Annotated in this window: 28 protein-coding genes; 22 read left to right on the top strand and 6 right to left on the bottom strand. The window is 42.2% G+C overall.

Features of this window, described 5'->3' with window-relative positions; genetic code table 11:
* Positions 1-207 precede the first annotated feature (207 nt).
* Positions 208-1,334, bottom strand: a protein-coding gene (locus AC4CU2_RS13825) for an IS3-like element ISAcsp5 family transposase (RefSeq protein ID WP_490769238.1) whose coding sequence is annotated in 2 segments (ribosomal slippage) — positions 208-1,076 and positions 1,076-1,334 — 1,128 coding nt in all. Because the reading frame shifts where the segments join, the coding sequence is not laid out codon by codon here.
* 24 nt (positions 1,335-1,358) lie between these two features.
* On the opposite strand from AC4CU2_RS13825, the gene AC4CU2_RS13820 reads away from it, so the two are divergent.
* Positions 1,359-2,060: an IS1 family transposase gene (locus AC4CU2_RS13820; RefSeq protein WP_004841207.1), complete on the top strand. Its 702-nt coding sequence runs from the start codon at positions 1,359-1,361 to the stop codon at positions 2,058-2,060.
* 297 nt (positions 2,061-2,357) lie between these two features.
* Complete coding sequence (locus tag AC4CU2_RS13815; protein ID WP_279042882.1) at positions 2,358-2,741, top strand: hypothetical protein; 384 nt, start codon at positions 2,358-2,360, stop codon at positions 2,739-2,741.
* A 60-nt stretch (positions 2,742-2,801) separates the two neighbouring features.
* On the opposite strand, the gene AC4CU2_RS13810 is transcribed toward AC4CU2_RS13815, so the two are convergent.
* Positions 2,802-3,350 (bottom strand): NUDIX hydrolase, encoded by a 549-nt coding sequence (locus AC4CU2_RS13810; RefSeq protein WP_010325974.1) that lies wholly within the window; start codon positions 3,348-3,350, stop codon positions 2,802-2,804.
* A gap of 123 nt (positions 3,351-3,473) precedes the next feature.
* Here AC4CU2_RS13810 and AC4CU2_RS13805 point away from each other — a divergent pair, with 123 nt between their 5' ends.
* The 9 genes from AC4CU2_RS13805 to AC4CU2_RS13765 all read left to right on the top strand — a co-directional run bounded on the left by AC4CU2_RS13805 (position 3,474) and on the right by AC4CU2_RS13765 (position 11,735).
* Positions 3,474-4,076: an NUDIX hydrolase gene (locus AC4CU2_RS13805; protein ID WP_005400206.1), complete on the top strand. Its 603-nt coding sequence runs from the start codon at positions 3,474-3,476 to the stop codon at positions 4,074-4,076.
* 23 nt (positions 4,077-4,099) lie between these two features.
* Positions 4,100-4,630 (top strand): gamma carbonic anhydrase family protein, encoded by a 531-nt coding sequence (locus tag AC4CU2_RS13800; RefSeq protein ID WP_005400205.1) that lies wholly within the window; start codon positions 4,100-4,102, stop codon positions 4,628-4,630.
* Positions 4,631-4,758: 128 nt separating this feature from the next.
* A complete protein-coding gene (gene tsaB / locus AC4CU2_RS13795; protein WP_005400204.1) occupies positions 4,759-5,424 on the top strand; it encodes a tRNA (adenosine(37)-N6)-threonylcarbamoyltransferase complex dimerization subunit type 1 TsaB in 666 nt (221 codons plus the stop codon).
* 12 nt (positions 5,425-5,436) lie between these two features.
* On the top strand, positions 5,437-6,261 hold the full coding sequence (locus AC4CU2_RS13790; protein ID WP_005400203.1) for an undecaprenyl-diphosphate phosphatase: 825 nt from the start codon (positions 5,437-5,439) through the stop codon (positions 6,259-6,261).
* On the top strand, positions 6,255-7,073 hold the full coding sequence (locus tag AC4CU2_RS13785; RefSeq protein WP_419381117.1) for a class I SAM-dependent methyltransferase: 819 nt from the start codon (positions 6,255-6,257) through the stop codon (positions 7,071-7,073). The genes AC4CU2_RS13790 and AC4CU2_RS13785 overlap by 7 nt, the downstream gene beginning before the upstream one ends.
* A gap of 123 nt (positions 7,074-7,196) precedes the next feature.
* A complete protein-coding gene (locus AC4CU2_RS13780) occupies positions 7,197-8,573 on the top strand; it encodes a C13 family peptidase (protein ID WP_201950125.1) in 1,377 nt (458 codons plus the stop codon).
* 23 nt (positions 8,574-8,596) lie between these two features.
* Positions 8,597-9,433, top strand: coding sequence for an S-formylglutathione hydrolase (fghA, locus tag AC4CU2_RS13775; RefSeq protein ID WP_279042872.1), 837 nt, complete (start codon positions 8,597-8,599; stop codon positions 9,431-9,433).
* 126 nt (positions 9,434-9,559) lie between these two features.
* On the top strand, positions 9,560-10,669 hold the full coding sequence (locus tag AC4CU2_RS13770; RefSeq protein ID WP_004694984.1) for a YjgN family protein: 1,110 nt from the start codon (positions 9,560-9,562) through the stop codon (positions 10,667-10,669).
* Between the two features lie 10 nt (positions 10,670-10,679).
* Positions 10,680-11,735 carry a M48 family metallopeptidase gene (locus AC4CU2_RS13765; RefSeq protein WP_201950127.1) on the top strand — a complete coding sequence of 352 codons (1,056 nt, stop codon included), beginning with the start codon at positions 10,680-10,682 and terminating at the stop codon, positions 11,733-11,735.
* 17 nt (positions 11,736-11,752) lie between these two features.
* Here the strand turns inward: AC4CU2_RS13765 and AC4CU2_RS13760 are convergent, their stop codons facing one another.
* On the bottom strand, positions 11,753-12,028 hold the full coding sequence (locus tag AC4CU2_RS13760) for a DUF2218 domain-containing protein (RefSeq protein WP_004984216.1): 276 nt from the start codon (positions 12,026-12,028) through the stop codon (positions 11,753-11,755).
* A gap of 178 nt (positions 12,029-12,206) precedes the next feature.
* On the opposite strand from AC4CU2_RS13760, the gene rpe reads away from it, so the two are divergent.
* The 9 genes from rpe to AC4CU2_RS13715 all read left to right on the top strand — a co-directional run bounded on the left by rpe (position 12,207) and on the right by AC4CU2_RS13715 (position 19,111).
* The gene (rpe, locus tag AC4CU2_RS13755) at positions 12,207-12,893 is read left to right on the top strand and encodes a ribulose-phosphate 3-epimerase (protein ID WP_201950130.1); all 687 of its coding nucleotides are present in this window, start codon (positions 12,207-12,209) and stop codon (positions 12,891-12,893) included.
* A 431-nt stretch (positions 12,894-13,324) separates the two neighbouring features.
* Positions 13,325-13,798 carry a hypothetical protein gene (locus AC4CU2_RS13750; RefSeq protein WP_201950135.1) on the top strand — a complete coding sequence of 158 codons (474 nt, stop codon included), beginning with the start codon at positions 13,325-13,327 and terminating at the stop codon, positions 13,796-13,798.
* A 90-nt stretch (positions 13,799-13,888) separates the two neighbouring features.
* On the top strand, positions 13,889-15,673 hold the full coding sequence (locus AC4CU2_RS13745) for a copper resistance system multicopper oxidase (protein WP_279042864.1): 1,785 nt from the start codon (positions 13,889-13,891) through the stop codon (positions 15,671-15,673).
* Positions 15,660-15,953 (top strand): hypothetical protein, encoded by a 294-nt coding sequence (locus AC4CU2_RS13740; RefSeq protein WP_201950148.1) that lies wholly within the window; start codon positions 15,660-15,662, stop codon positions 15,951-15,953. The genes AC4CU2_RS13745 and AC4CU2_RS13740 overlap by 14 nt, the downstream gene beginning before the upstream one ends.
* Positions 15,940-16,866 (top strand): copper resistance protein B, encoded by a 927-nt coding sequence (locus AC4CU2_RS13735; protein WP_201950151.1) that lies wholly within the window; start codon positions 15,940-15,942, stop codon positions 16,864-16,866. The genes AC4CU2_RS13740 and AC4CU2_RS13735 overlap by 14 nt, the downstream gene beginning before the upstream one ends.
* Positions 16,867-17,099: 233 nt before the next feature.
* A complete protein-coding gene (gene sugE / locus AC4CU2_RS13730) occupies positions 17,100-17,417 on the top strand; it encodes a quaternary ammonium compound efflux SMR transporter SugE (RefSeq protein WP_005400191.1) in 318 nt (105 codons plus the stop codon).
* Between the two features lie 82 nt (positions 17,418-17,499).
* A complete protein-coding gene (gene sugE, locus AC4CU2_RS13725; RefSeq protein ID WP_010325989.1) occupies positions 17,500-17,817 on the top strand; it encodes a quaternary ammonium compound efflux SMR transporter SugE in 318 nt (105 codons plus the stop codon).
* 33 nt (positions 17,818-17,850) lie between these two features.
* Positions 17,851-18,336, top strand: coding sequence for a methylated-DNA--[protein]-cysteine S-methyltransferase (locus AC4CU2_RS13720; RefSeq protein ID WP_279042859.1), 486 nt, complete (start codon positions 17,851-17,853; stop codon positions 18,334-18,336).
* A gap of 121 nt (positions 18,337-18,457) precedes the next feature.
* Complete coding sequence (locus AC4CU2_RS13715) at positions 18,458-19,111, top strand: nuclease-related domain-containing protein (protein ID WP_419381116.1); 654 nt, start codon at positions 18,458-18,460, stop codon at positions 19,109-19,111.
* Between the two features lie 30 nt (positions 19,112-19,141).
* Here the strand turns inward: AC4CU2_RS13715 and AC4CU2_RS13710 are convergent, their stop codons facing one another.
* The gene (locus tag AC4CU2_RS13710; RefSeq protein WP_183174418.1) at positions 19,142-19,909 is read right to left on the bottom strand and encodes a hydroxymethylpyrimidine/phosphomethylpyrimidine kinase; all 768 of its coding nucleotides are present in this window, start codon (positions 19,907-19,909) and stop codon (positions 19,142-19,144) included.
* A gap of 93 nt (positions 19,910-20,002) precedes the next feature.
* On the opposite strand from AC4CU2_RS13710, the gene AC4CU2_RS13705 reads away from it, so the two are divergent.
* Positions 20,003-20,647 (top strand): HAD-IA family hydrolase, encoded by a 645-nt coding sequence (locus AC4CU2_RS13705; RefSeq protein WP_201950162.1) that lies wholly within the window; start codon positions 20,003-20,005, stop codon positions 20,645-20,647.
* 97 nt (positions 20,648-20,744) lie between these two features.
* Here AC4CU2_RS13705 and AC4CU2_RS13700 read toward each other — a convergent pair whose 3' ends face one another.
* The gene (locus AC4CU2_RS13700; protein WP_201950164.1) at positions 20,745-21,488 is read right to left on the bottom strand and encodes a sporulation protein; all 744 of its coding nucleotides are present in this window, start codon (positions 21,486-21,488) and stop codon (positions 20,745-20,747) included.
* 84 nt (positions 21,489-21,572) lie between these two features.
* Entirely contained in the window at positions 21,573-22,037 is a 465-nt protein-coding gene (locus AC4CU2_RS13695) for an Lrp/AsnC ligand binding domain-containing protein (protein ID WP_004694947.1), read from the bottom strand.
* Between the two features lie 137 nt (positions 22,038-22,174).
* Here AC4CU2_RS13695 and AC4CU2_RS13690 point away from each other — a divergent pair, with 137 nt between their 5' ends.
* Positions 22,175-23,434 (top strand): D-amino acid dehydrogenase, encoded by a 1,260-nt coding sequence (locus AC4CU2_RS13690; RefSeq protein WP_218645688.1) that lies wholly within the window; start codon positions 22,175-22,177, stop codon positions 23,432-23,434.
* Positions 23,435-23,469: the final 35 nt, after the last annotated feature.

Below are 23,469 nucleotides of genomic sequence, written 5' to 3'. Positions count from 1 at the left end.
CTCATTGTACGTGTACGCATAGAGGAAATACCGTTTATCGGTAAGCTATGGATTGCGACCAACAGCAGTTGATCAAAAAATCACTCGCATATAACTTAGTTCAGGCAATGAAGTCACTCAAGGATAGATCTTAATACTAATGTGGTTCCGTTAATTAGACCACTCAATTCAGTTTTATAAGTGATAAATCCGCTCTAAATATTTAAATTATGCTGCCATTACTTTTAGTAAATGTTGATCATAAAATTCATTTGGTGTTGCCTTATTCAAACTTGAATGAGGACGTATCATGTTATAAAAATCCAAATATTCAGCAATTGATAGTTTCGCTTGTTTAACCGTATCGTAAGCCTTCAAATAGACTTCCTCATGCTTCACGCTGCGCCATAAACGCTCGATCATTACATTATCCATCCATCGTCCTTTCCCATCCATACTGATACGGATATTTCGCAATTTTAACTCATTCAAAAATGCCTCGCTTGTGAATTGACTGCCTTGGTCTGTATTAAACACCTCTGGACAACCATATTTCACAATTGCTTCTTGCAACGCATCTATGCAAAAGTCTGTTTCCATACTGATCGATACTCGATGAGTCAGTACTTTACGACTATGCCAATCTATAATTGCACACAGATAGACAAAGCCTTTAGCCATAGGAATGTACGTGATATCTGTACACCAGACTTGATTAGAGTGATCGATGACCATGTTTTTCAACAGATATGGGAAAATACGGTGTGCAAGATTAGGCTTACTGGTATTGGGTTTTGGATACAAGGCATGTATTCCCATCAAGCGCATTAAACGTCGGACTTTACGCCGACCTATTTGATGTCCTTGACGCTGTAGCATATCTCGTATCATTCGACTGCCCATAAATGGGTAGTCGAGATGAATTTCATCGATTAGACGCATCAAACTCAAATCAGTTGATGAAATCTCTTTGGGCTTGTAATACAACGTACTGCGATTGATTTGAATCAATTGCGATTGTTGTCGTACCGAAAGTTGATGGGTCTTATCGATCATTTTTTGCCGCTCAGCTGCCCTATTTTTCTGAGCGCACCTTCTAAAAAATCAATTTGCAATGCCTGATGTCCTATCTTGGCATGTAGAGCTTTGAGGTCAATCTCTGGTTCTTGTTGTGCTGTTGGTCGTGAAAAAATATTGACTGATTGCTCAAGCAGTTGATTTTTCCAATCGATGATTTGGTTTTGATGTAAGTCGAATTGAGTAGAAAGTTCAGCGAGTGTGTGGTCGCCTTTAATTGCTGCGAGAGCAACTTTAACTTTAGGTGGTGTATCAAAAAGTATGCTAAAAAAAAGCAGGTTGAATTTTGATAAAATAGAGAAATGCAAATAACTCTAGAAATCAAATGTCCAACCTGCCTCAGTGACAGTATAAAGAAAAATGGTATCAAAGTAGATGGGAAACAAAACTACCAATGCAAAGACTGCAAACGTCAGTTTATTGGTGACCATGCTCTGAGCTATCTAGGATGTAATTCTGGCATTACTCGTAAAATATTACAGTTAATGGTCAGAGGCAGCGGTATACGAGATATCGCTGAAGTTGAGCGCATTAGTATCGGTAAAGTCTTACGGACTTTAACTGAATCGGCCTATCAAATTCAGCCTAAACAAAGTCATTATGAATCTCTCGAAGTAGATGAATTCTGGACTTTTGTTGGAAATAAAAATAATAAACAATGGCTTATTTACGCCTACCATCGAAAAACAGGTGAGATTGTTGCTTATGTTTGGGGTAAGAGAGATTTAGCTACAGTCCAAAGGTTGAAGACAAAGCTTAAACAATTAGGTATTCACTACACCCGAATTGCAAGTGATCATTGGGACAGTTTCATCACTGCTTTTAAAAACTGCAAGCAAAGTATTGGTAAGTTTTTTACTGTAGGAATTGAAGGTAATAATTGCAAAATAAGGCATCGAATAAGGCGTGGTTTTAGAAGAAGTTGCAATTTCTCCAAAAAGCTTGAAAACCATTTTAAAGCCTTCGACTTAACCTTCTTTTACATCAATAATGGCTTCATTTAATGTCAGCATACTTTTTAAAACACCACCTAACTTTAAACTCTGCTGAATGATTACGACGTTTTCTTCGTGTCATGGTTGACTCCAAAAACAAGCATTTCCCATGCTTATTGGGGAGTAGATTATCACTTATAGGCGTGGTCTAAAATCCTATACCCACATCATGCAATTGATGAATCGGGTGATATTCGTACTGATATACAGTCCGCTAGTAATAAAACGACGGCGTGTACACCACTACTAACAACGGGTGCAACCTTAACGACAGATAACAATCAAGTACAGTACCGAATTGGAACATTGGGTGCGACAGATACTTCAAATAAAGCTGTAACCTTCCGTATCCTCTTGGCAAATCCTATCTTTGATAAAATTGATGGCGCAGTTATTGGTGCAAATACCAATATTGTGAGTGATGTGAATAGTGAAGGAAAACAGACCTCTACAGTGATTGGTGGGGCACGCGTTAATCTCGGTAATTTATTGTCTGCCAATGTTAATGAAAGTGCTTATATTTCCCTCAGTGATTTTTCTGGTGCAGGGGTAAAGTGGAGCAATATCTATAAAGCGTATTTGAATAACTATTATGAAAAAAATAGCATCGCCAATCGAGCGGCTGCGGACTTCCGTGAGGGTGAGGTTTCAATTGAAATTGCTGAATGCTATAAGGTGTTAGCAAAATAATATTGTTGTAAACACAAAAAAAGCCCATCATCGATGGGCTTTTTTTGATATTAGGCAACATTAACCTGTATGGTCTAAGCGTGTACCTAGGGTTTCGAGATGAAGATTAAATTGATTACTTTTACGGTCGGCAAAATAGTGACGTAAGGTATGTTCGACACTAGGGAAAGCCAGTTCTGACCAAGGAATTTCATCTTCTTCAAATAAACGACATTCAATGCTTTCTTCGCCAGCACCGAATTTTCCATCTACTAAGTTCGCTTTAAAGAGCACATAAATTTGACCAATACGCGGAATATTGTACATGCAATATAGCTGTTCAATTTCAACTTCCGCTTCAGCTTCTTCACGGGTTTCTCGTGCAGCACCTTGTTCCATGGTTTCAAACAACTCCATGTAACCTGCTGGTAAGGTCCATAGCCCATAACGTGGTTCAATGGCACGGCGGCATAACAATACTTTATTTTCCCAAAGTGCGAGTGCACCACAAATTACTTTAGGGTTCACATAATGAATAGAACTACAAGAGGTGCAAACACGACGCAATTGATGGTCGCCAAGAGGGATTTGTTCTGTTGTTTTTTGTCCGCAATTGCTGCAAAAGTCCATATTCATCATCAATGATAAAGTTCAGACTCAGCATAACTTAAAAATTAAATTTTGGCATCATTTCTCTTTTTTCAGTATCAAATTCAGCTATGATGAAAAAAAGAATGATGGGGACGACGTTCAATGGATGAACATTCATTAACACGCATACTGCAGCAACAGTTACGGTTTTCAAACAAAATTAAATCGGCAGATGCAGCTGTGTTAATCGCGATCACCAATGAAGACAATCCCAAAGTTTTACTGACCCGCCGCTCTGTTTACCTATCTAATCATGCTGGTGAAGTGTCTTTTCCTGGCGGAAAAAGAGATCCGCAAGATACCAGTAATATTGTGGTTGCCTTACGTGAAGCCTATGAAGAAACCGCATTGAATCCTTTTGATGTACAGCTGCTCGGTGATTTGCCGATGCAAAAGGCCCGCAATGGTATGCTGGTCAAACCTGTGGTCGGGCTGATTCCGCCTGAAGTTGAACTGGTTGCCCAGCCGACAGAAATTGATCGTATTTTCTTTGCGTCACTTAAACAGCTGATGGAAGTACCTGCGGTGCCTTATGAAGTTCGTTTTGCCCATCAATCTCTCTATTTTCCCAGTATGCGGGTGGAAAATGAAATTGTTTGGGGGCTGACAGCACGGATGTTGGTTGCATTATTTCAATATGGTTTAGGCTACCATAAAGAGTGGCCATTTTTAGTCAATTCACCGACTTTTCGGTTCCCAAAGTAAGTTGAGTATTTTAAGGAAAAAATATGTTGTACAAATTTAAAGGTCATTCCCCACAAGCAATGCATCAACCATGGAATGGTTGGATTGCGGAAAATGCCACAGTGATCGGTCAAGTCGAATTGGGGCAACAGGTTAGTATTTGGTTTGGGGTGGTCGTACGTGCAGACAATTGCAAAATTCGTTTAGGTGACTTTACCAATATTCAGGAAAATGCGGTTTTACATACAGATGCTGGGATTGAAATGAATATTGGCAATTATGTCACGATTGGGCATCAAGCCATGTTGCATGGTTGCACTGTGGGAGATAATAGTCTGATTGGGATTAATGCCGTAGTTTTAAACAATGCCGTGATTGGTAAAAATTGTATTATTGGCGCGAATGCGCTGATTCCTGAAGGGAAAGTCATTCCAGATAATTCTCTAGTTATGGGCTCACCGGGTAAAGTGGTCAAAACTTTGGATGAAACGGCTGAGGCTCGTTTGAAAATGAGTGCACTGCATTATGCAGAACACTTTAAACAATTTATCGATTTAGAGCCGGCACAGTTATAAGCTTATTTTTCCCATTCAGCCTAGATTTCTCTAGGCTTTTTTAGTTCTGTTCTGAGAACATCTCGCCTAGTGCTTTTGAGTGGAGTATCATAGCCACGTTTTTATAGATTAAATCATTAAGGTTGTGCATGAAAGTGCTGGCATTGGAATCTGCAAATGAGCAGTGTTCCGTCTCTATTGTAGATGAAAATAAAGAACTTTTTTTCCAATTGGATACGCGCGCAAAAGCACAAACGCAAACGATTCTCCCAATGATTGAACAAGGGTTTTTACAGTTGGATATAAAGACAGAAGATTTGTCTTGTATCGCTTTTAGTCGTGGTCCTGGTTCTTTTAGCGGCGTTCGTATTAATGCTGCCGTGGCTCAAGCTTTGGCATGGTCGCATGATTTGCCTGTGGTTCCTGTCTCAACCTTACAAGCGCTCGCACAAGCCGCATATCGCGTGCATGGTCTAACCACAGTCACCGCAGTTTTAGATGCTCGTATGAGTGAAGTCTATATTGCGAGTTTTCAATTAGATACGGACGGCATCATGCAAGCCGTCGATGAAGAACAGCTTTTAAGCTATGCAGCAGCTACTGAATGTGCACCGTTTACTTTAGTTGGTTCAGGTGCAACCTTAATTGATCCATCACAAATACAATACAAAGATTTAAGTGCAACTGCGCAAGATATTGCCACAATTGCGCGCAAGAATGCACAGCAACAACACTGGGTGAGTGCTGAACTTGCACTTCCAGTCTATTTACGTGATAACGCTTGGAAAAAAATCCCGGAACAGGGCAAAGCATAATTAGGGTTTTTTATGGATCTTTTACTGCTGCTCAAAGCGGCAATTATGGGTATTGTTGAAGGTATTACTGAATTCTTACCCATTTCGAGTACTGGACATTTAATTTTAGCTTCAGAACTCATGAATTTCTGGACCAAAGAAAAAAGTGATGTCTTTGTGATCGCCATTCAAATGGGGGCAATTGCAGCCGTCATTTATGAATATTGGGCACGTTTGTGGGGAGCAGCAACGGGGATTTTTAGTGGTGAACCCCAAGGTCGGCGTCTTGGGATTGGGCTAATTTTAGCGTCGATTCCTATTGTGCTGATTGGTCTGACATTTGGTCAAACGGTGAAAGAGCTTTTATTTAATGATATTGCCATTGCCATTGGTTTGATTGTAGGTGGCTTGATTATTATTTGGATTGAAAAGCATCCACCACAAGAGCGCGTCCATGAAGTTGAAGACCTGAGTATCAAAGATGCGATTTGGATTGGTCTGATTCAAGTACTGTCTTTAATTCCAGGGACATCACGTTCAGGGGCAACCATTATTGGTGCGATGTTTTTAGGTGTATCGCGCAAAGCAGCCACTGAGTTTTCATTCTTCTTGGGTATTCCAGTAATTATTGGTGCGGGTCTTTTAGATTTATACCAAAGCGCACATGTGTTTGACGGACAACAAGATTGGATCGTATTGGCAACAGGCATTATTGTTTCTTTTATCTCGGCTTTACTGTTGATTCGTGCTTTAGTCGCTTATGTGGCGAAGCGTGATTTCATGATTTTTGCATGGTATCGCATCGCTTCAGGCTTAGTGATTCTACTGTTTGCCTTTACGGGTTGGAAGTTATGGTAGGCCCAATGCGCTTATATGTGGAACAAGAGCATTTAGAAAAAGCACAGCACTATGTTGCTGTGCTTTTTTCTCGCGGTGTCGAGGTCAGCATCGAAGTCGCCGAAAAGTTAAATGCACGTTTCTTCCGTTTTCATCCTGAACTGGGTCTGTGTGCCGATGCCGATGGGCTTTGGCTTTGTGCCAATGGCATGAAAATGCAGCCGGATTGGAAAGCTGAAGTTCCACGTTTAAAGCGTGCGTCGTTAAAGTCTGAAATGATTGCTCGTGCTTGCTACTTGACTGAAAAACCTAAGCTCATTGATGCAACGGCAGGGCTTGGGCATGATTCACTGCTCATGGCATATTTGGGCGCCAATGTCACTTTGGTAGAACGCCATCCCATTTTATTCACCTTGTTAGAGTCAAGTAAGGAACAGGCTTTGCAGGATGCATTTTTAAACCCTGTGGTGACTCGAATTCACTTGGTTTTTTCAGATTCCGCACAGTATCTGCAGCAACAAGCAGAGCAGGGCAATACGGTCGATGTGGTTTATCTAGATCCGATGTTTCCGCAACGGGATCAAAATCAGCAAGCGGTGAAAAAACAGGCACAAGTGAAAAAGCAAATGCAACTTTTACATATGTTATTGCCTGAAGATGGTGAGATGGATTTGGGCGATAATCTGCTTGGCTTAGCGCAAAAAGTGGCAAAACGGGTGGTGGTCAAACGTCCTCGCTTGGCCGTATTTTTGGCAAATCAAGAAACTACTCATCAGTGGCTGGGGGATGCATGCCGTTTTGATGCCTATTTTCAGCATGAACGCTTAGACTGAAGTGGAAGACTGCTTCAAAAGTATGCAAAGATTTGTTATATAGTTAAAAACATCATTGATAAAATGCTGATCAAGCATAAACTTAGTGTGTCCCTACGCAAGTCACAATTTAATTAGAATCTTATGATCGACTTCAAACCCTCCATCAACTTTTGGCATGATTTTAAAAGCAACCAAACTGCGGGGATGTGGTTGTTTCTAGGTTCACGACGCTCTTTGCAAATTGTCCATCCTTCGATTATGCAGCTCATTTTTTGGGGGATTTTAGGTGGCTCAGCCAATACTTTATTTAGCTGGTTGAGCGCAGGAGAGATCGGTGACTTTAACCCACAAGGTTTGGTTAGTTACGCACTTTGGCCTTTCATTGCCCTGATTGTCGGGATTTTTCTGTCTCAACGGGTGAATAATCCGCGTTTGATGTTGGTACCAGCACTGCTCTGGTTGGTGTTGGATACGCATATCGCGTTATTACAAAGTTTTATCCAATATTTAGGCATGGTTGATGTCCTGCCGTATTTCTTCTACGACTACCTGCCGAATGTATTCATGGTATTGTTTGTCTGGCAGAGTTTGGCTGTGGTGTGGGTGTTTTCGCGTGAGCTGAAATGGCCTTGGTGGGAGCGTGCCCTGATTGTCTTGGCCACGCTGTTTACCCTTGTGGTTTGGCAAATGTCAGTGACCAGTCAGCCGATTTGGAAAGTAGAAGAAACGCCACCAACCTTTGCAGAAGATGCCTTCTATGCACAAAGTCGCTTACTCAATAAAGCACTAGAGTCCGTGCAATATGGCGAATTTGCCCAGTCACATTGGTATTTCCTTGGGGTGGCGGGAGCGAGTTATCAAGATGTATTCCGTTCGGAAGTCGAGCGAATAAAAGAACAGTTCGATACGCGTTTTGGTACGTTGGGCCGTTCGATGATGTTGGTGAATAACCCTGCTACACGAACAGAAATTCCGATTGCCTCTAAACACAGTATTGAAATGGCGCTGCGTCGTATGGGACAGCAGATGAACCGTGAAAGCGATGTGTTATTTTTATATATGACTTCGCATGGTTTACCGAACCAATTCGAAATGGAAAATGCACCTTTAGACTTAACTCAGGTCGACCCGAAATGGTTACGCGAAACCTTAGATGCATCGGGTATTCGCTGGCGTGTGATTGTTATTTCATCGTGCTTCTCTGGAAGCTTTGTACCAGCACTGCAAAATGACAATACTTTGATCATTACCGCTTCGGCAGCAGACCGTCAGTCTTTTGGTTGTACCAATGAAGCAGATTATACTTATTTTGGTCGGGCGTTTTTTGATCAAGCAATGCGTGAACAAAACAGTATAGAAACGGCGTTTAGCCAAGCACAAAAGACTGTGAGCCAATGGGAAACAGCACAAGGTTTTGAACCGTCTGAACCACAGTGGTCGATGGGTAAAAATATGGAGCTGATGCTTCCTCAACTTGAACAGCGCTTGTTTCCACCTAAAGCTGTTGCAAACCCTTAATTTGGATCTAAAAAGGAACCCTGATGGAATTAGTACAATCTAACCGTAGTTTTGATGGTGAACAGCGTATTTACCGATTTAATTCCATCAGCCTTCAAGGCGAGAGTAAGTTCGGCATTTATTTGCCGGCTCAAGCGCTAGCAGGGCAAGCGTGCCCAACATTATTTTATTTGGCAGGTTTAACCTGTACCGAAGAAACCTTTGCTATTAAAGCGCATGCGCAGCGTTTAGCAGCACAGCTAGGTCTGATTTTGGTAACGCCTGATACTTCTCCTCGTGGTGAACAGGTTGCGCAAGGTGATCATTGGGATATTGGGCAAGGGGCAGGTTTTTATATTAATGCCACCCAAGCGCCGTGGGCTGAGCATTTCCAGATGGAAAGCTATGTTGTTGAAGAGTTGTATGATTTAGTGATTCAGCAATTTGCTGTACAAGCAGAGCGTATTGGTATTTTCGGGCACAGCATGGGCGGTCATGGCGCTTTAACCTTGGCCTTGAAATATCCTGAGAAGTTTAAGTCGGTGTCTGCATTTGCTCCGATTTGCGCACCCAGCCAATGTCCTTGGGGCGAAAAAGCGTTTTCAAACTATTTAGGTTCAGATCAAGCTGAGTGGCTGAAACATGATGCAACCGCTTTGGTCCAAACAAAAACAGCTCATTTTGCCGATATTTTAATTGATCAGGGTTTGAGTGATCAGTTTTATAGCCAGCTCAGTCCTGCATTATTTCAGCAAGCCTGTCAGGCTGCGGGCCAGCCACTGACGCTTCGCGAACATGCAGGCTATGACCATGGTTATTATTTTATTCAAAGTTTTATTGATGATCACCTGCAGTTTCATGCCGTACAGCTCGAAGCTTAAATCTTGATTTGTCGTATTTATTCTTAATTTTTGACTAGAAATCATCCAGCACTGGCATTAACATGGTTGGGTGATTGATTTTTTGTTCTTGAAAAATAAAACAGTAAAATAATAGATAGGGTATACATGCAAAATTCAGAGGCATCTTTGCCACCTGTAGAGGCTTCTTTTGAAGCAAGCTGGCCACCTCCACCAGCCGTTCCCACGGATGAGCCAAACGCCTATTTGGGACAGACCTTTCGTTTCCAATTCCGTGGTAATGCCCGTGAGTACTTTGGCATTTGGATTGTGAATATCTTATTGACCATTGTTACCTTCAGTTTATATGCGCCTTGGGCGAAGGTTAGACGCTTACGCTATTTTTATGGCAACACGGTGTTTTATCGCCGCAAGTTTGATTTTACGGGTGTACCTACACGTATCCTGATTGGTCGAATTATTGCTTTGGGCGTGTACTTTGGCGCTTCAGCTTTGGCTCAGGTATCTTGGCAAGCTTCTTTAATTGGTTTCCTCATCATCTTTTTATTGGTTCCGTGGTTGGTGCGTTCAACCATTCGTTTCCGAGCGCGGAACAGTAAATTTGGCAATAGCCGCTTTTATTTTACAGGCACAACCAAAGAAGCCTATATCTTGGCGCTGAAAGGCATTTTGATTTACATCTTTACCCTCGGGATCTTTTTCCCAGTGCTGTTTTGGTATTTTAAAAAATACACGCTGGATAATTTACAACTCGGGCAATTACGTTTTGAGTTACATGCCGATTGGCCTGACTATATGCGTGCTATGTACGTCCCTGTGTTTTTGTTTATTGGAATTGTCTTTGTTTTAGGATTATTCGTTGCCTTCACTCTTCAAGTTGGGAGCAGTTCTCCAACCCAGTTTGGGATCATCGTGGCGGTGATTTATATGATTGCTGCTTTTATGATTTGGCCGTTGATGATGGCGCGTATTTTTATTACCACATGGAATAAAGCCACGCTGGGGCGTAGTCCTTTCCAAACGGACTGCGGTCAGATGCATTATGCATGGATCGTGATGACCAACTGGATTTTAAAAATCCTCTCGCTCGGTTTGTTATCTGCATGGGCTGCGGTGCGTTTGTATCAGTATCAAATTGAGTCATTAACTTTAACCCTAAAAAATGATCCAGATCGTATGTACAATTTGGCTCAAGATGACCCGAATGCTATTGCTGAAGAGCTGAGTGATATTTTTGACATCGATATTTCGCTGTAACGAGGCTTAAATGCAGGAACAAAACATCACCTTTTACGATGGGCAGATTTCTAAGCCTTATCCAGCCACGATTGCACCGATAGACCGAGAAACGGTGTTGATCTGTTATAACCAGCAGCAGCGTCGTTATTACTATGCCGATATGCAGTTGATTGGGGCATTGGGGCAGATTCAACCTGTGATTGAGTTGAAAGATGATGCACGGATTGAATTTCCACAAGCATTGCCTGACTGGTTTGAGCTGAACAAAAAGCATGTACAGCATTCGATTTGGAAATTAGAACGCTCACCAAGTCTCATCTTATTTAGTGTGGTGTTTGTTGCCGCTTTTATCTTTGCCATTTTAAGATGGGGTATTCCAAGCGCAGCACATTATGTCGCGATGCAACTACCTGCCGATACCATCTATAAACTCGGCGATGAAGCGCAAGAACAAGTGTTTAAGCTGACGGGACCTTCGACTGTCCCTCTTGCACGTCAAAAACAAATCATGCAAAGCTATCAAGACCTTGTTGCCAATGGGCAACCTGCCAAAGTATTGTTTCGTGCAGGTGGACAAATTGGAACGAATGCTTTAGCGCTGCCAAACAACACCATTATTCTGACCGATGAACTGGTTAATTTAGCTAAAGATGATCATGAAATTATTGGGGTTTTAGCACATGAGCAAGGGCACTTGGTCGAGCGACATAGCTTACAGCAAGCCTTATCCAGTTTAGGTTTTAGTGTGCTATTGATTGCGGTGACGGGGGACAGTTCGGCCTTATTTACAACTTTGCCCGTGGCTTTGGTTGGTGCCAGTTATTCACGCAATTTTGAAAGTGATGCGGACTTGTATGCCATGCAAGTGCTGGATAAAAACCATATCTCCAGCTTACATTTGGCAAACTTTTTAGCACGTATGGAAGATGATGCACGTGCCGAAGAGGAAGAAAAGCAGCCGCAAGGGAAGTCCGAAGAAGAGGAGGACGGTGGCATTGGTTCATTTTTCCAAAGTCACCCTGCGACCCAAGAGCGTATTGCAGCTATTCGCCAATTTAACCAACAGCAACGGTTATCAAACTAATTCATTCAGCCGTTGACTTAAACTTGTGTCCATGTTGCTGTGAGTGGCGTTTGTCCCATACGGATCAGGTGGTCTAAGACCACGTGTTCTAAGTGACTCAATTTTTCTTCACTCGCCTCAATGCTGACATGTAAATGTTCGGCTTGAGGGCTTAACAGTACCCGTGCTTCAGGCATGATAATGGTAAAACTACTGGGTTCTTGTTCGATTTCAAACTTATGTTTCCAGTGATTCACCAGTCGTTTTGCAATTCGAGCCGCATCTGTCGTGACAATATCCGCAGTACTTTTCATATTTACCTCGTCGATTGATCATTTACCATAGCAGTTTCAAGCCAAATGAAAAGTTGAATGTTGCAACGCTACGTTGCAAATTTAGAAAGCTTAGCGCTTTCTTTTTTCACAAGTCCCAGTTCAAAAGCTGAATTTGCTATAATGCGTTCATTCCCTTTTGTATAAGCCAGGTACACGCATGTCCAAGCCTTATTTAATTGCACCATCTATTCTCTCTGCTGACTTTGCTCGTTTAGGTGAAGACGTTGAACATGTACTTGCAGCAGGTGCAGACGTGGTTCACTTTGATGTGATGGATAACCACTATGTGCCAAATCTGACTTTTGGTGCGGGTATTTGTAAGGCTCTCAAGAACTATGGCATCAAAGCCCCAATTGATGTGCATTTGATGGTCAAGCCTGTCGATCGCATGATTGGTGACTTCTTAGAAGCAGGCGCGGACATTATTACCTTTCATCCAGAAGCCTCTGACCATATTGACCGTTCTTTACAGTTGATTAAATCAGGCGGTGCAAAAGCGGGTTTGGTCTTTAACCCAGCAACGCCGTTATATTATTTAGATTATGTGCTCGATAAAGTCGATCAAATTTTGTTGATGAGTGTGAACCCTGGTTTCGGCGGTCAAAAGTTTATTCCGATGACTTTAGACAAACTACGTGAAGCACGCAAAATTATTGATGCTTCAGGGCGTGATATTCGTTTAGAAGTGGATGGTGGTGTGTCACCTGCAAATATTCGCGAGATTGCAGAAGCGGGTGCAGATATGTTTGTTGCTGGTTCAGCTATTTTTGGAAAACCAGATTATAAAGCTGTGATTGATGATATGCGTGCAGAGCTTGCAAAAGTCGGTGCGGTAAAGGTTTAAGCTCATAGGTATAAATACTATGCGTTCTGTGGATAACTTTATGGATAAACTGGTGGATATCTATGTTGATAACGATATGGATAACTTGATTAATATTCAAACGTTTACACAGCAATGGTTTAGTATTTAGACGTTAAATGTATAAAAAGGACTCATTTGAGTCCTTTTTTATGGTGTGAAAGCCTGATTCTTACTGATGCTTTATTCATCTTTACTTAAAAATAGCACTGTTTAAAAAATAACTTTATTGTTTAAGTGTGCGTAGTGGCTAAACCGTCGCAGTAATTGAATTTAAATTTATAAACTTGTGTATAAACTATTCTTTGCTTATCCTGTAGATTGGGATCAGCAACAAAAGCTTAGGCATTTACATGCACAGAACGTTTTGTTGCGTTGAAATATCATTCTTCACTGACTAAATAGGATTGATTGTGCGTTCACTGCTCAAGACACATTCTTGGTTTGTCTTACTCATTACCTTGGTAATGGGGTGGAGTGGTATTGCCCAAGCTTCGGCAGCGCCGATGCATCAAATGATGCAGCTGAGTATGCAGGCTGCAACCAGTGAGCAAAGTTCTGCGCATGCAACAGGTATGCAAAGCATGCCCGACTGTCATCAAACGAAATCATCGAGTCCAGTCTCTGGACATCAAATGCATATGGCTCAGACCGACATAACAGCGAAGAGCAATTGTCATGCCTCGGATATGCTGCAAAATAAGCAAGTTCAGTGTCAGGAGTGTGCACAGTATCACTGCCAAACGACGCTGACGCTTTTAGACGTTGAACCGCTTGCAGTGGTTCAGCTTGAAGCCGCTTTAGTACAATCATCCCCCCATTTTCGTTATCAAGCTCAACATTTAGTGGGCTATTGGCAAGAAATTCTACGTCCTCCTAAAGCCTAATCCTGATTTTTAAAACTTTATTTTTAAAATTATTAGGATTTAGTCATGTCTATTCAATTTAAATAAAGCCTCATCCTTGGGGCGTGTCTGATGTCATCTTCTTGGAGCTTTGGCGCAGTCAAAGAATACCAATTAGTCATTGATGAAAGTCCCGTCAATTTAACGGGAAAGTCGTTAAAACGCATTAGCGTTAATGGGCAGTTTCCTGCACCTCTGCTTGAATTTGAGGAGGGCGATGATGCGGTCATTCGGGTTAAAAACAACTTAAAAAAACAGGATTCATCGATCCACTGGCATGGTTTGCTTTTGCCCGGGCTAATGGATGGTGTGCCAGGTTTTAACGGGTTTAATGGTATTCAGCCGAAGAGCGAATTTGTCTATAAGTTCAAAGTGCGCCAAAGTGGAACCTATTGGTATCACGCACACTCGAAAGGACAAGAGCAAGATGGGCTGTATGGCGCATTGGTCATTTATCCCAAAGACAAAAAGCCTTTAGCTCAGCATGAAAAAACTGAGCGTGACTATGTGGTGATGCTGTCGGACTTCCATGAGCAGAGTAGTGAACAAATTCAGAAGAATCTGAAAATTTCTGCCGAATATTATCAAAATCAGCGTGAAACCGTTGCTGATGTGTGGAAACAAGTACAGCGCGAGGGCTTAAAAGCCGCGTGGCAAGACCGTTCCATCTGGAACCAAATGCGCATGCTAAAAACGGATCTGTCCGATGTCACGGGTTATACCTTCCTGATCAATGGTAAAACGCCTGAGCAGAACTGGACAGGTATGTTTAAGCCGAATGAGAAGGTTCGGTTGCGTTTTATCAATGCTTCAGCCATGTCATTTTTTGATATCCGTATTCCTCACTTAAAAATGACCGTGGTCAGTGCAGATGGTCAACCCGTCAAACCCGTTCCTGTGGATGAGTTTCGGATTGGAACTGCTGAAACTTATGATGTGATTGTGGAACCGAAAGCAGGGCATTATCAAATTGAAGCAGAGTCGATTGACCGTTCAGGCTACGCCATTGGAACTTTACACAATGAGTTGACTCCAATGGCACAGAGCATACATATGCCTGCGCCACGTCCACGCTCATTGTTGACCATGGAAGATATGGGGCACGGCTCAGAACATTCAGGTATGGATCATTCACAGATAAACCATGAAACAATGCCTGAAATGGATCACTCCAAAATGAACCCTGAAGCGATGGCTGGTATGGATCATTCAAAGATGAATCATAAGACCATATCTGAGATGGATCATACACAGATGGGTCATGCGCAACAGAATACGACAGCAAGTTCGGTACAGGAAGCTGTTACACCAGTGTATGGGTGGGCGAATGCCTCTACGCCTAAAGGTGATAAGGCATTGCAATATAGCGATCTGAAATCCTTAGAGCCTCAAAAAGATACCCGTGAGGCGACGAGCGAGTTAGTGATTCGTTTGGGTGGAACTATGGAACGCTATTTGTGGACCATCAACGGGAAAAAATTTAGCGACGCTGAACCGTTGAAAGTGAAGTATGGCGAGCGTATTCGGATCAAATTTATCAATGACAGCATGATGGCGCATCCGATGCATTTGCACGGTATGTTTATGCAACTGGAAAATGGACAAGCCGCCGTTGATATGCCGAATAAGCACACTTTGATTGTACCACCGGGCAAAACAGTGACTGCTTTACTGACCGCAGATGAGTTAGGCGAATGGGCGATTCACTGTCATCTGCTGTATCACATGAGCTCAGGCATGATGAATAAACTGATTGTGGCCAATGTGAGTGATAGTCAAGTGTCCACCACCCCAATTCAAGAGCAAAAAACAGCAGCTCAAGCTGAACCAAAAGGAGATGAACATGCGCATCACTAATCTTTTTTCAGGTTTTGCCCTAGCTGTTAGTGTCTTATTGAGTTCGTTTGCTATGGCTGCCGAATCTCATGCACATCATGAAAAACAAAAAGCCAAATCTACAAGCCAAGATCAGTCCAAAGAAATGGCACATGAGCATCATCAGCATAGTGCCGATGAGCATACTCAGATGCTGAAACAGAAAAATGCGGTTGGTCTGCCTTCATCGGAGAAGCAAGCTCAGACTCAACCAAGCAAACAGTCGAAGGCTCAGAAAGGAGATCATCATGTACACCATTAATCTTTTTTCTAAAAGCATAGTGAGCAGTTCTTTCGTGTTGATGAGTGCTGCGGCTATGGCGCATGAAGGGCATCATATGCCTGCTGAAGCAAATGCAAATATGTCCATGACAACTGAGTCCGTGATGTCACAACATGCACAGCATCAGGCGATGACCACTCCAACTCAAGCTGTTCCACAGACTAGCGCACAACATGTACAGCAGATGAATCATGATTCAACAGCACATACGCATGATCACCGCAAAGAGCACGGCGCGCAAATTTATGCGGTCACCACCGTCGATAACAAGTGGTTGCTGAATGAAGATGGCGATGGTGGTTTAAAGTCTGAGTTTGAAACCCGTATCGGGACAGATGAAAATAAGCTGTTTATCAAGGTACATGCGGATAAGCAGGAAGCGCATAAGGCTGAATATGATGCCAAAGTGCTGTATAGCCGTATGATTTCAGACTTTTGGGATATACAGGCAGGTGCACGATACCGAGCTGAAAAAGTAGAGTATGAACAGCAGGGATGGGATACGGAAGAAAAAGTGGATGGGGTGCTTGGCTTACATGGTTTAGCGCCGTATTTCTTTGAAACTGATGCTTACGTATATGCTGGTGCAGACAACTATGCTGCGTTTAGTTTAGAAACCGAGCGGGACTTGTTACTGACCCAAAAGCTGATTTTTAAACCTTATTTAGATATGAATATTATTTTCAGTGATGACTCTAAATATGCCAAAAAATCGGGTCTCAGTAGTGCAGCCGTTGGTCTTGAGACACGTTATGAGATCAGCAAAAAAGTCATGCCTTATGTGGACATTGCCTATGAATATAGCAAAGGCAATGAAGCGACGGCTTGGCAGGCTGAAAGTGACGAAGAGAAAGGTTGGCAGTATGGAATGGGTATTCGCTTTAAGTTTTAAGTCGGACGTTTAGGTTTAAAGTAAATATTTGAGATTGCACCAATGTTGTGCTGAAAGAGTGATCTGCTGGTTCGGATCACTCTTTTTTGCGCTTTAATGATTTCTAAGTATGAAAATAATTCATTTTGGTGCGCTCTTTGCTATAATTTGAGGCATATTTAGGATGAACGACCTCCCTCATATTGAGAAAATTCGTCAGGACGGCCTGACTCTAGTGAAGAGGAGTCAGTAGCATGGCTTGGGTTTTTCTTATCTTTGCGGGTCTGTTTGAAATCGTTTGGGCATATTCAATGAAACTGTCCGAAGGGTTTAGCAAACTCACACCCAGCATCATTACCATTGTGTTCATGATTTTAAGTTTTGGTTTACTGGCCTATGCAATGCGAACATTGCCGCTAGGAACCGCGTATACCATTTGGACTGGGATTGGTGCGATTGGATCTTTCTTGGTGGGGATTTTTATTTTAGGTGAGCCAGCAACTGCTATGCGGATGTTTGCTGCGGTGCTGATTGTATCGGGCCTGATTTTGATGAAACTCTCATCCAGCTAAATTCATTTAAATATGTAGAGCTTCAAGCGATCCTTCGTTTGAAGCTTTGTTGTTTCTGCTCGGAATAAAAGGTGTTTTGCGTATGGCGTGGGTGATTTTAATTGTTGCAGGTTTGCTCGAAGTGGTTTGGGCCTATGCAATGAAAGTATCGGATGGTTTTACTAAACTGACACCGAGTATTTTAACCCTCGTATTTATGGTGGCCAGTTTTGCGTTGCTGTCTTATGCCATGAAGACCTTACCTTTGGGCACTGCCTATACGGTTTGGACAGGGATTGGCGCGATTGGTTCATTTTTGGTGGGTATCTTGATTTTAGGTGAACCTGCCAATGCCATGCGGATGCTCGCAGCGGTTTTAATTATTTCTGGGCTTGTACTGATGAAACTTTCATCGTCATAATGTTACATACATAGACAATTTTTGTGGTGAACCATGCGCTTATTTTTTAAATATATGCCATCTCCTGTCGGGGTACTGAGACTGGTGGCACATGATCAAGCCTTGGTTGCCGTATTGTGGGAAAATGAAAATCCCAAACGGGTACGTTTAGCTGAACTGGTCGAACACAATCAGCATCCGATTTTGCTGGAAACAGAGAAACAGTTGAGCGAATATTTTGCGACAAAACGTCAAAGTTTTGATTTGCCTTTGGATTTTTGGGGGACAGATTTCCAGAAGCAAGTTTGGCAGGCTTTATTGCAAATTCCTTTTGGTGAAACCCGAAGCTATAAAGATATTGCGCTACAGATTGGTAATGTCAAAGCCGTTCGTGCAGTGGGTGCGGCTAATGGCAAAAATCCAATTTCAATCATTGCGCCGTGTCATCGGGTTGTGGGGGCGAATGGAAAATTGGTCGGCTTTGCAGGCGGTCTGGACAATAAAGATATTTTATTGACGCTTGAGAAAATTGCGAATTAAGCGTGTGTTTCGGAGTTTTTACGTTCGTATTTTAGTTTAATAATTTAAAAGTAAGTACTTTGTTTTTTAATCTGTATTCTTTTGAAGAATCGTGTCTCTAACTCAAATAACGATGAATAATATGATGAGTCAAATTGTGGGGAATGTGTTTTCAGAGCTGTGGTGGATGCTACTGATCTTGTTCGGGATCGGCCTTTTAAAAGCGTTTAAGCCCTATCTGAAAGGGAGGTTTGGCGAGTTCGCAGTTCAAGCGCATGTGAAATTGTATTTGGATGAGCGTTATACTCTAATTAACGATGTGACTTTGCCTGATGAGCAGGGCGGAACGACTCAAATTGACCATATTGTATTGAGCCCCTTTGGTGTTTTTGTGATTGAAACCAAAAACTATAAGGGCTGGATTTTTGGTGGTGAGCGTCAAAAGATGTGGACGCAGAAAATTTATAAAAAGAGCTTTAAATTTCAAAATCCGCTGCATCAAAATTATAAACACGTCAAAGTGCTGCAAAGTGTGTTGCAAGATATTGTTGATGTAGATTATATCCATTCTGCTGTGGTGTTTATGCCTGAATGTGAGTTTAAAACTGCAATGCCCAGTACAGTATTTAAAGGTAAAACATGGGTCGATTATATTAAGACCTTTAACACAGAAGTGATTCCAGCGATGAAACTGAAACGGATTCAGCTTCGGATTGAAAAAGAAGTGTTAGAAAAGTCATGGAAAACCAACCGTGAGCATGTCGCACATTTAAAACAACGCCATCAAGACCGTTAAACAAAACCCTGCATACGCAGGGTTTTCTACTTAAAAACGCTTGGGAATTTTTTGACCGCCTTCAACAGGTGTTTCTGCCTGTTTTAATACACCAAAGAGCCATGTTTCGGCATGATGTACTGCGACTTTAACACTGTCACCTTGCGCCAAACGACCCGCAATAAAACTTGCCAGCGAACAACCTGAACCGTGATATTCACCAGCTAAACGCGGGCAGCGAGTTTCAGAAATGAGCTCGCCATTCACAAACAGGGCATTACGAATATAGTCCGGTGTGTCTTCATGACCACCTTTGACCAGTACCGCTTTGGCACCCATTTCAAATAGTTTTTGCGTTGCGGTAGCTAAGTCATCGAGACCTGTTAACGCTCGTAGTTCAACTGTATTTGGGGTAATAATGTCCGCCAATGGGATCAGCTCAACAAAAGCTTTGACTAAGGTTGCTTGATCACCCAGTGAACCGCCACTGTTCGCCACTAAAACAGGGTCGAGTACATATTTGTACTCAGGATGTTCACGTAGAAACTCAGCCAGTGCTGCAATATTATCAGTGGTGCCTAACATGCCAGATTTGACGGCTTTAATCGGTAAATCACCGACAACAGCGTTCGCCTGAGCTAACAGCAATTCTTTTGACGTCGCTTCAAAGCCAAACACTTGTTGCGAGTTTTGAACAGTGAGTGCTGTACACGCAATGGCTGCATGCGCACCACTTTGACCAATCGCTTCGATATCGGCCTGTAAACCAGCACCACCTGAAGGGTCTAAACCAGAAAAGCACAGTACGGTTGCGCGCACAGAAATATCCTTGTTGCGAAAATTTGCGATAGTATAGGCAACTTTGGCAGAACTCTCGATAGTATTTTATTTAAAGCCCAAGAAGGATCAGCTGTGATTAAACATATTTTGCTAGATTTAGATGGAACATTAACAGATCCGAAAGTTGGCATTACCACAAGTGCGCGTTATGGCTTAAACAAAGTCGGACACCCCATTGCTGAAGATCTAAACATTGACTGGATTATTGGGCCACCCCTAAAAGCGTCTTTGGCAAAACTCTTAAATGTTGCAGTGGACGATGTTTTGGCAGAGCAAGCTTTATTGGGCTATCGTGAGCGCTTTGCGGTGAAAGGTTTATATGAAAACCATTTATTTGCCGATGTTGAACCGACCTTAAAAAAACTGACCGAGCAGGGCTATCACTTGTATTTGGCGACAGCAAAACCTGAAATTTATGCACGTCAAATCTTAGAGCATTTCAATTTACTGCAATACTTTATCCATCCCTATGGCAGTGAACTGAACGGTGAGCGCACCAATAAGGGAGAGTTGATTGCTTATATTTTAGAAAAAGAGCAGTTAAAAGCGGAAGAGTGTCTGATGGTTGGTGATCGTGAGCATGACATTTTGGGTGCACGTCGTAACGGCATTGAAACCATTGCGGTGGAATACGGTTATGGTTCTGATCAAGAGTTGACGGAAGCCGCACCTAAAGCACGAATTAAAACCTTTGCCGATGTCTTGGACTTGATTTAACGCAGATAGGATTTAATTCGGACAGGATTTAAAGAACGTCTTTTTCGACTGCGCACGACTTTTCTATATTGAAACAGTCGTGCGCAGGGATTAAAAATTAAATGCCTAACATACGTCTAATTTCATTTGCTAACAGTGCAGGATTGGCCTGTTGATGCGGAATGCTAAGGCTGTTGAAGCTATCACCACGAAATTTACGATCCACTTCCAAAAGTACATGGGTTTGATGTTGCTCTGCCACAAAGGACACTTCAACTTCATTGATGCTGTTGAACAATTGCGTAGGTTTAAATTCAAGTTCTTGATAACAACCAATGCTCGAGTGGAAGCCGTTGCCACATAGTTGACCTTTTTCAACATCGACGGTCATTAACTGAAAACCGCATTGCTGCATGGCTTGAATAAACGCCTGCATAGCCGGTGTCGGGAAAATCTGTAAATAGTCTTTGTCAGTGGCATCGAGTCCCCAGCCCACATCTAAATGCGTATGTAACCACACTCGGGTTTTATTGATGCGGCAAGGCACATCTGTAACTGGCGTTTCAAAGGGCAGTTGAATCGAAAAAGGAAATGCATGTGACTGATGGGCTTGTAACTCAAAAGTCCCGCTAATGTGCCATTCGGCAATACTTAACGCACTATTGTACTCAGCATCATCCGATTCAACCTCGGCTGTGGTCATGAGCTTTAAATAAATACCGTTGATAATTTTATTAGACGCGGCACCTTTAAAAATAACCTCACCTTGAATGGCTTGACCCGCTTGTGGTGCGGTGGTGTGTAGACGAGTATCGACTTGAATGCCTTGTAAGCCAAGACTAGACATAAGTTTGTTAAACAAGGTGCAGAACTTCCAATAGGGAATCGATAGATTTTAAACATTTAAAGTGAATGCATTTTTAAAATGCATATTTTTAATAAGCTGTTAGCGAATATCCAAATAAAAACTTTCTTTGACTTCTTCCATCACAATATAACTGTGCGATGACGCTGAAGAGGGCAGTTTTTTTAGTAAATCACCCAATAGGCGTCGGTAGGCACTCATTTCTTTTAAACGGGCTTTGACCAAATAATCGAATTCACCTGAAATCAGATGGCATTCTAAAACTTCAGGGATTTCGACCAAGTCACGTGCCACTTGATCAAACACATCGCCAGACTTGGCCGATAGCTTAATTTCTAAAAATACCAATAAGTTTCGATCGACCAGTTGTGGATTGAGGCGTGCGTAGTAACCCATGATAATACCATCGCGCTCTAAGCGTTTGACACGTTCTGAACAGGGTGTGGTTGAGAGGTTGACGCGAGAGGCCAATTCACTAATCGCAATTCGTCCATCACGCTGTAAAATGTCTAAAATCTGCTGATCAATCCGATCTAATTTACGCATTATAAATTTCCTATGTTTAGAATTTTAGCGCGACAAAAATGGCGATTTACCTAGATTATAATATTAAAAACAGTGAAAAAAACTATTAACCTAAAAATATACTAGTGAAATAAACTAGTGTGTGTAAGGGATCAGTCATGCGTGTAATTGTCTTAGGTAGTGGTGTCATCGGTGTTGCAAGTGCATATTACCTTGCACAACAAGGCGCAAGCGTTACGGTTTTAGACCGTCAAGCTGGTCCTGCTGAAGAAACTAGCTTTGGTAACGCAGGGCAAATCTCTCCAGGTTATTCTACACCGTGGGCTGCACCCGGTATTCCGTTTAAAGCCGTAAAGTGGATGTTCCAACACCATGCACCTTTAGCGATTAACATCGATGGTAGCATGTGGCAGTTGAACTGGATGGCGCAAATGTTGAAAAACTGCAATCCACAAAGCTATGCTATTAACAAAGAACGTATGACGCGTGTTGCTGAATACAGCCGTGACTGCTTACGTGAACTGCGTAAAGAAACAGGCATTCACTATGAAAACCGCGCGAAAGGAACTTTGCAGGTTTTCCGTAATGAAGCACAACTAGATGCAGTACAACGTGACATCCAAGTATTAAAAGAATGTGGCGTCGACTACGAATTATTATTAAAAGATGACTTAGCCAAAGTCGAGCCAGCTTTAGCCTATGCCAAAGACAAACTGGTTGGTGGTTTACATCTACCGAATGATGAAACAGGTGACTGTTACCTATTTACCAATGCTTTGGCAAATCTTGCGAAAGACATGGGCGTAGAATTTAAATTTAACCAAAATGTTGAAAAATTAGTGGTTGAAGGGGATGAAATCAAAGGCGTGGTGGTTGATGGTCAAGTGCTTACAGCAGACCGTTATGTGCTTGCTTTTGGTAGTTATTCACGTGATTTCTTAAAACCATTGAATTTGAATTTGCCTGTGTACCCTGTCAAAGGCTACTCATTGACCATTCCAATTATAGATCCTGCATTTGCACCGCAGTCTACGGTTCTTGATGAAACTTATAAAATTGCCATTACGCGTTTTGACCAACGTATCCGTGTGGGTGGTATGGCTGAACTGAGTGGTTTCAACCACGGTTTAAACCAAGACCGCCGTGCGACCTTGGAAATGGTGACTCAAGACTTATTCCCAGGTGGAAATTTAGCTGAAGCAAGTTTCTGGACGGGTTTACGTCCAATGACACCAGACTCTACGCCGATTATTGGTGCGACTCGTTTTAAAAACTTATTCTTGAATACAGGACATGGCACCTTGGGTTGGACCATGGCATGTGGTTCAGGCAAGCTTATTAGTGACTTGGTGATGAACCATCAACCAGACATCAGTACTGAAGGCCTATCGATTCAACGTTATCCTTCAGCAGCCTAATTCGTTTTAGGTCATATTGATTCAAGGAAGAAGAA

Source organism: Acinetobacter sp. 797_lipA, from assembly GCF_058243025.1.
The sequence above is the reverse complement of the archived record's forward strand: the minus strand, read 5'-3'. Positions and strand labels throughout refer to the sequence as shown.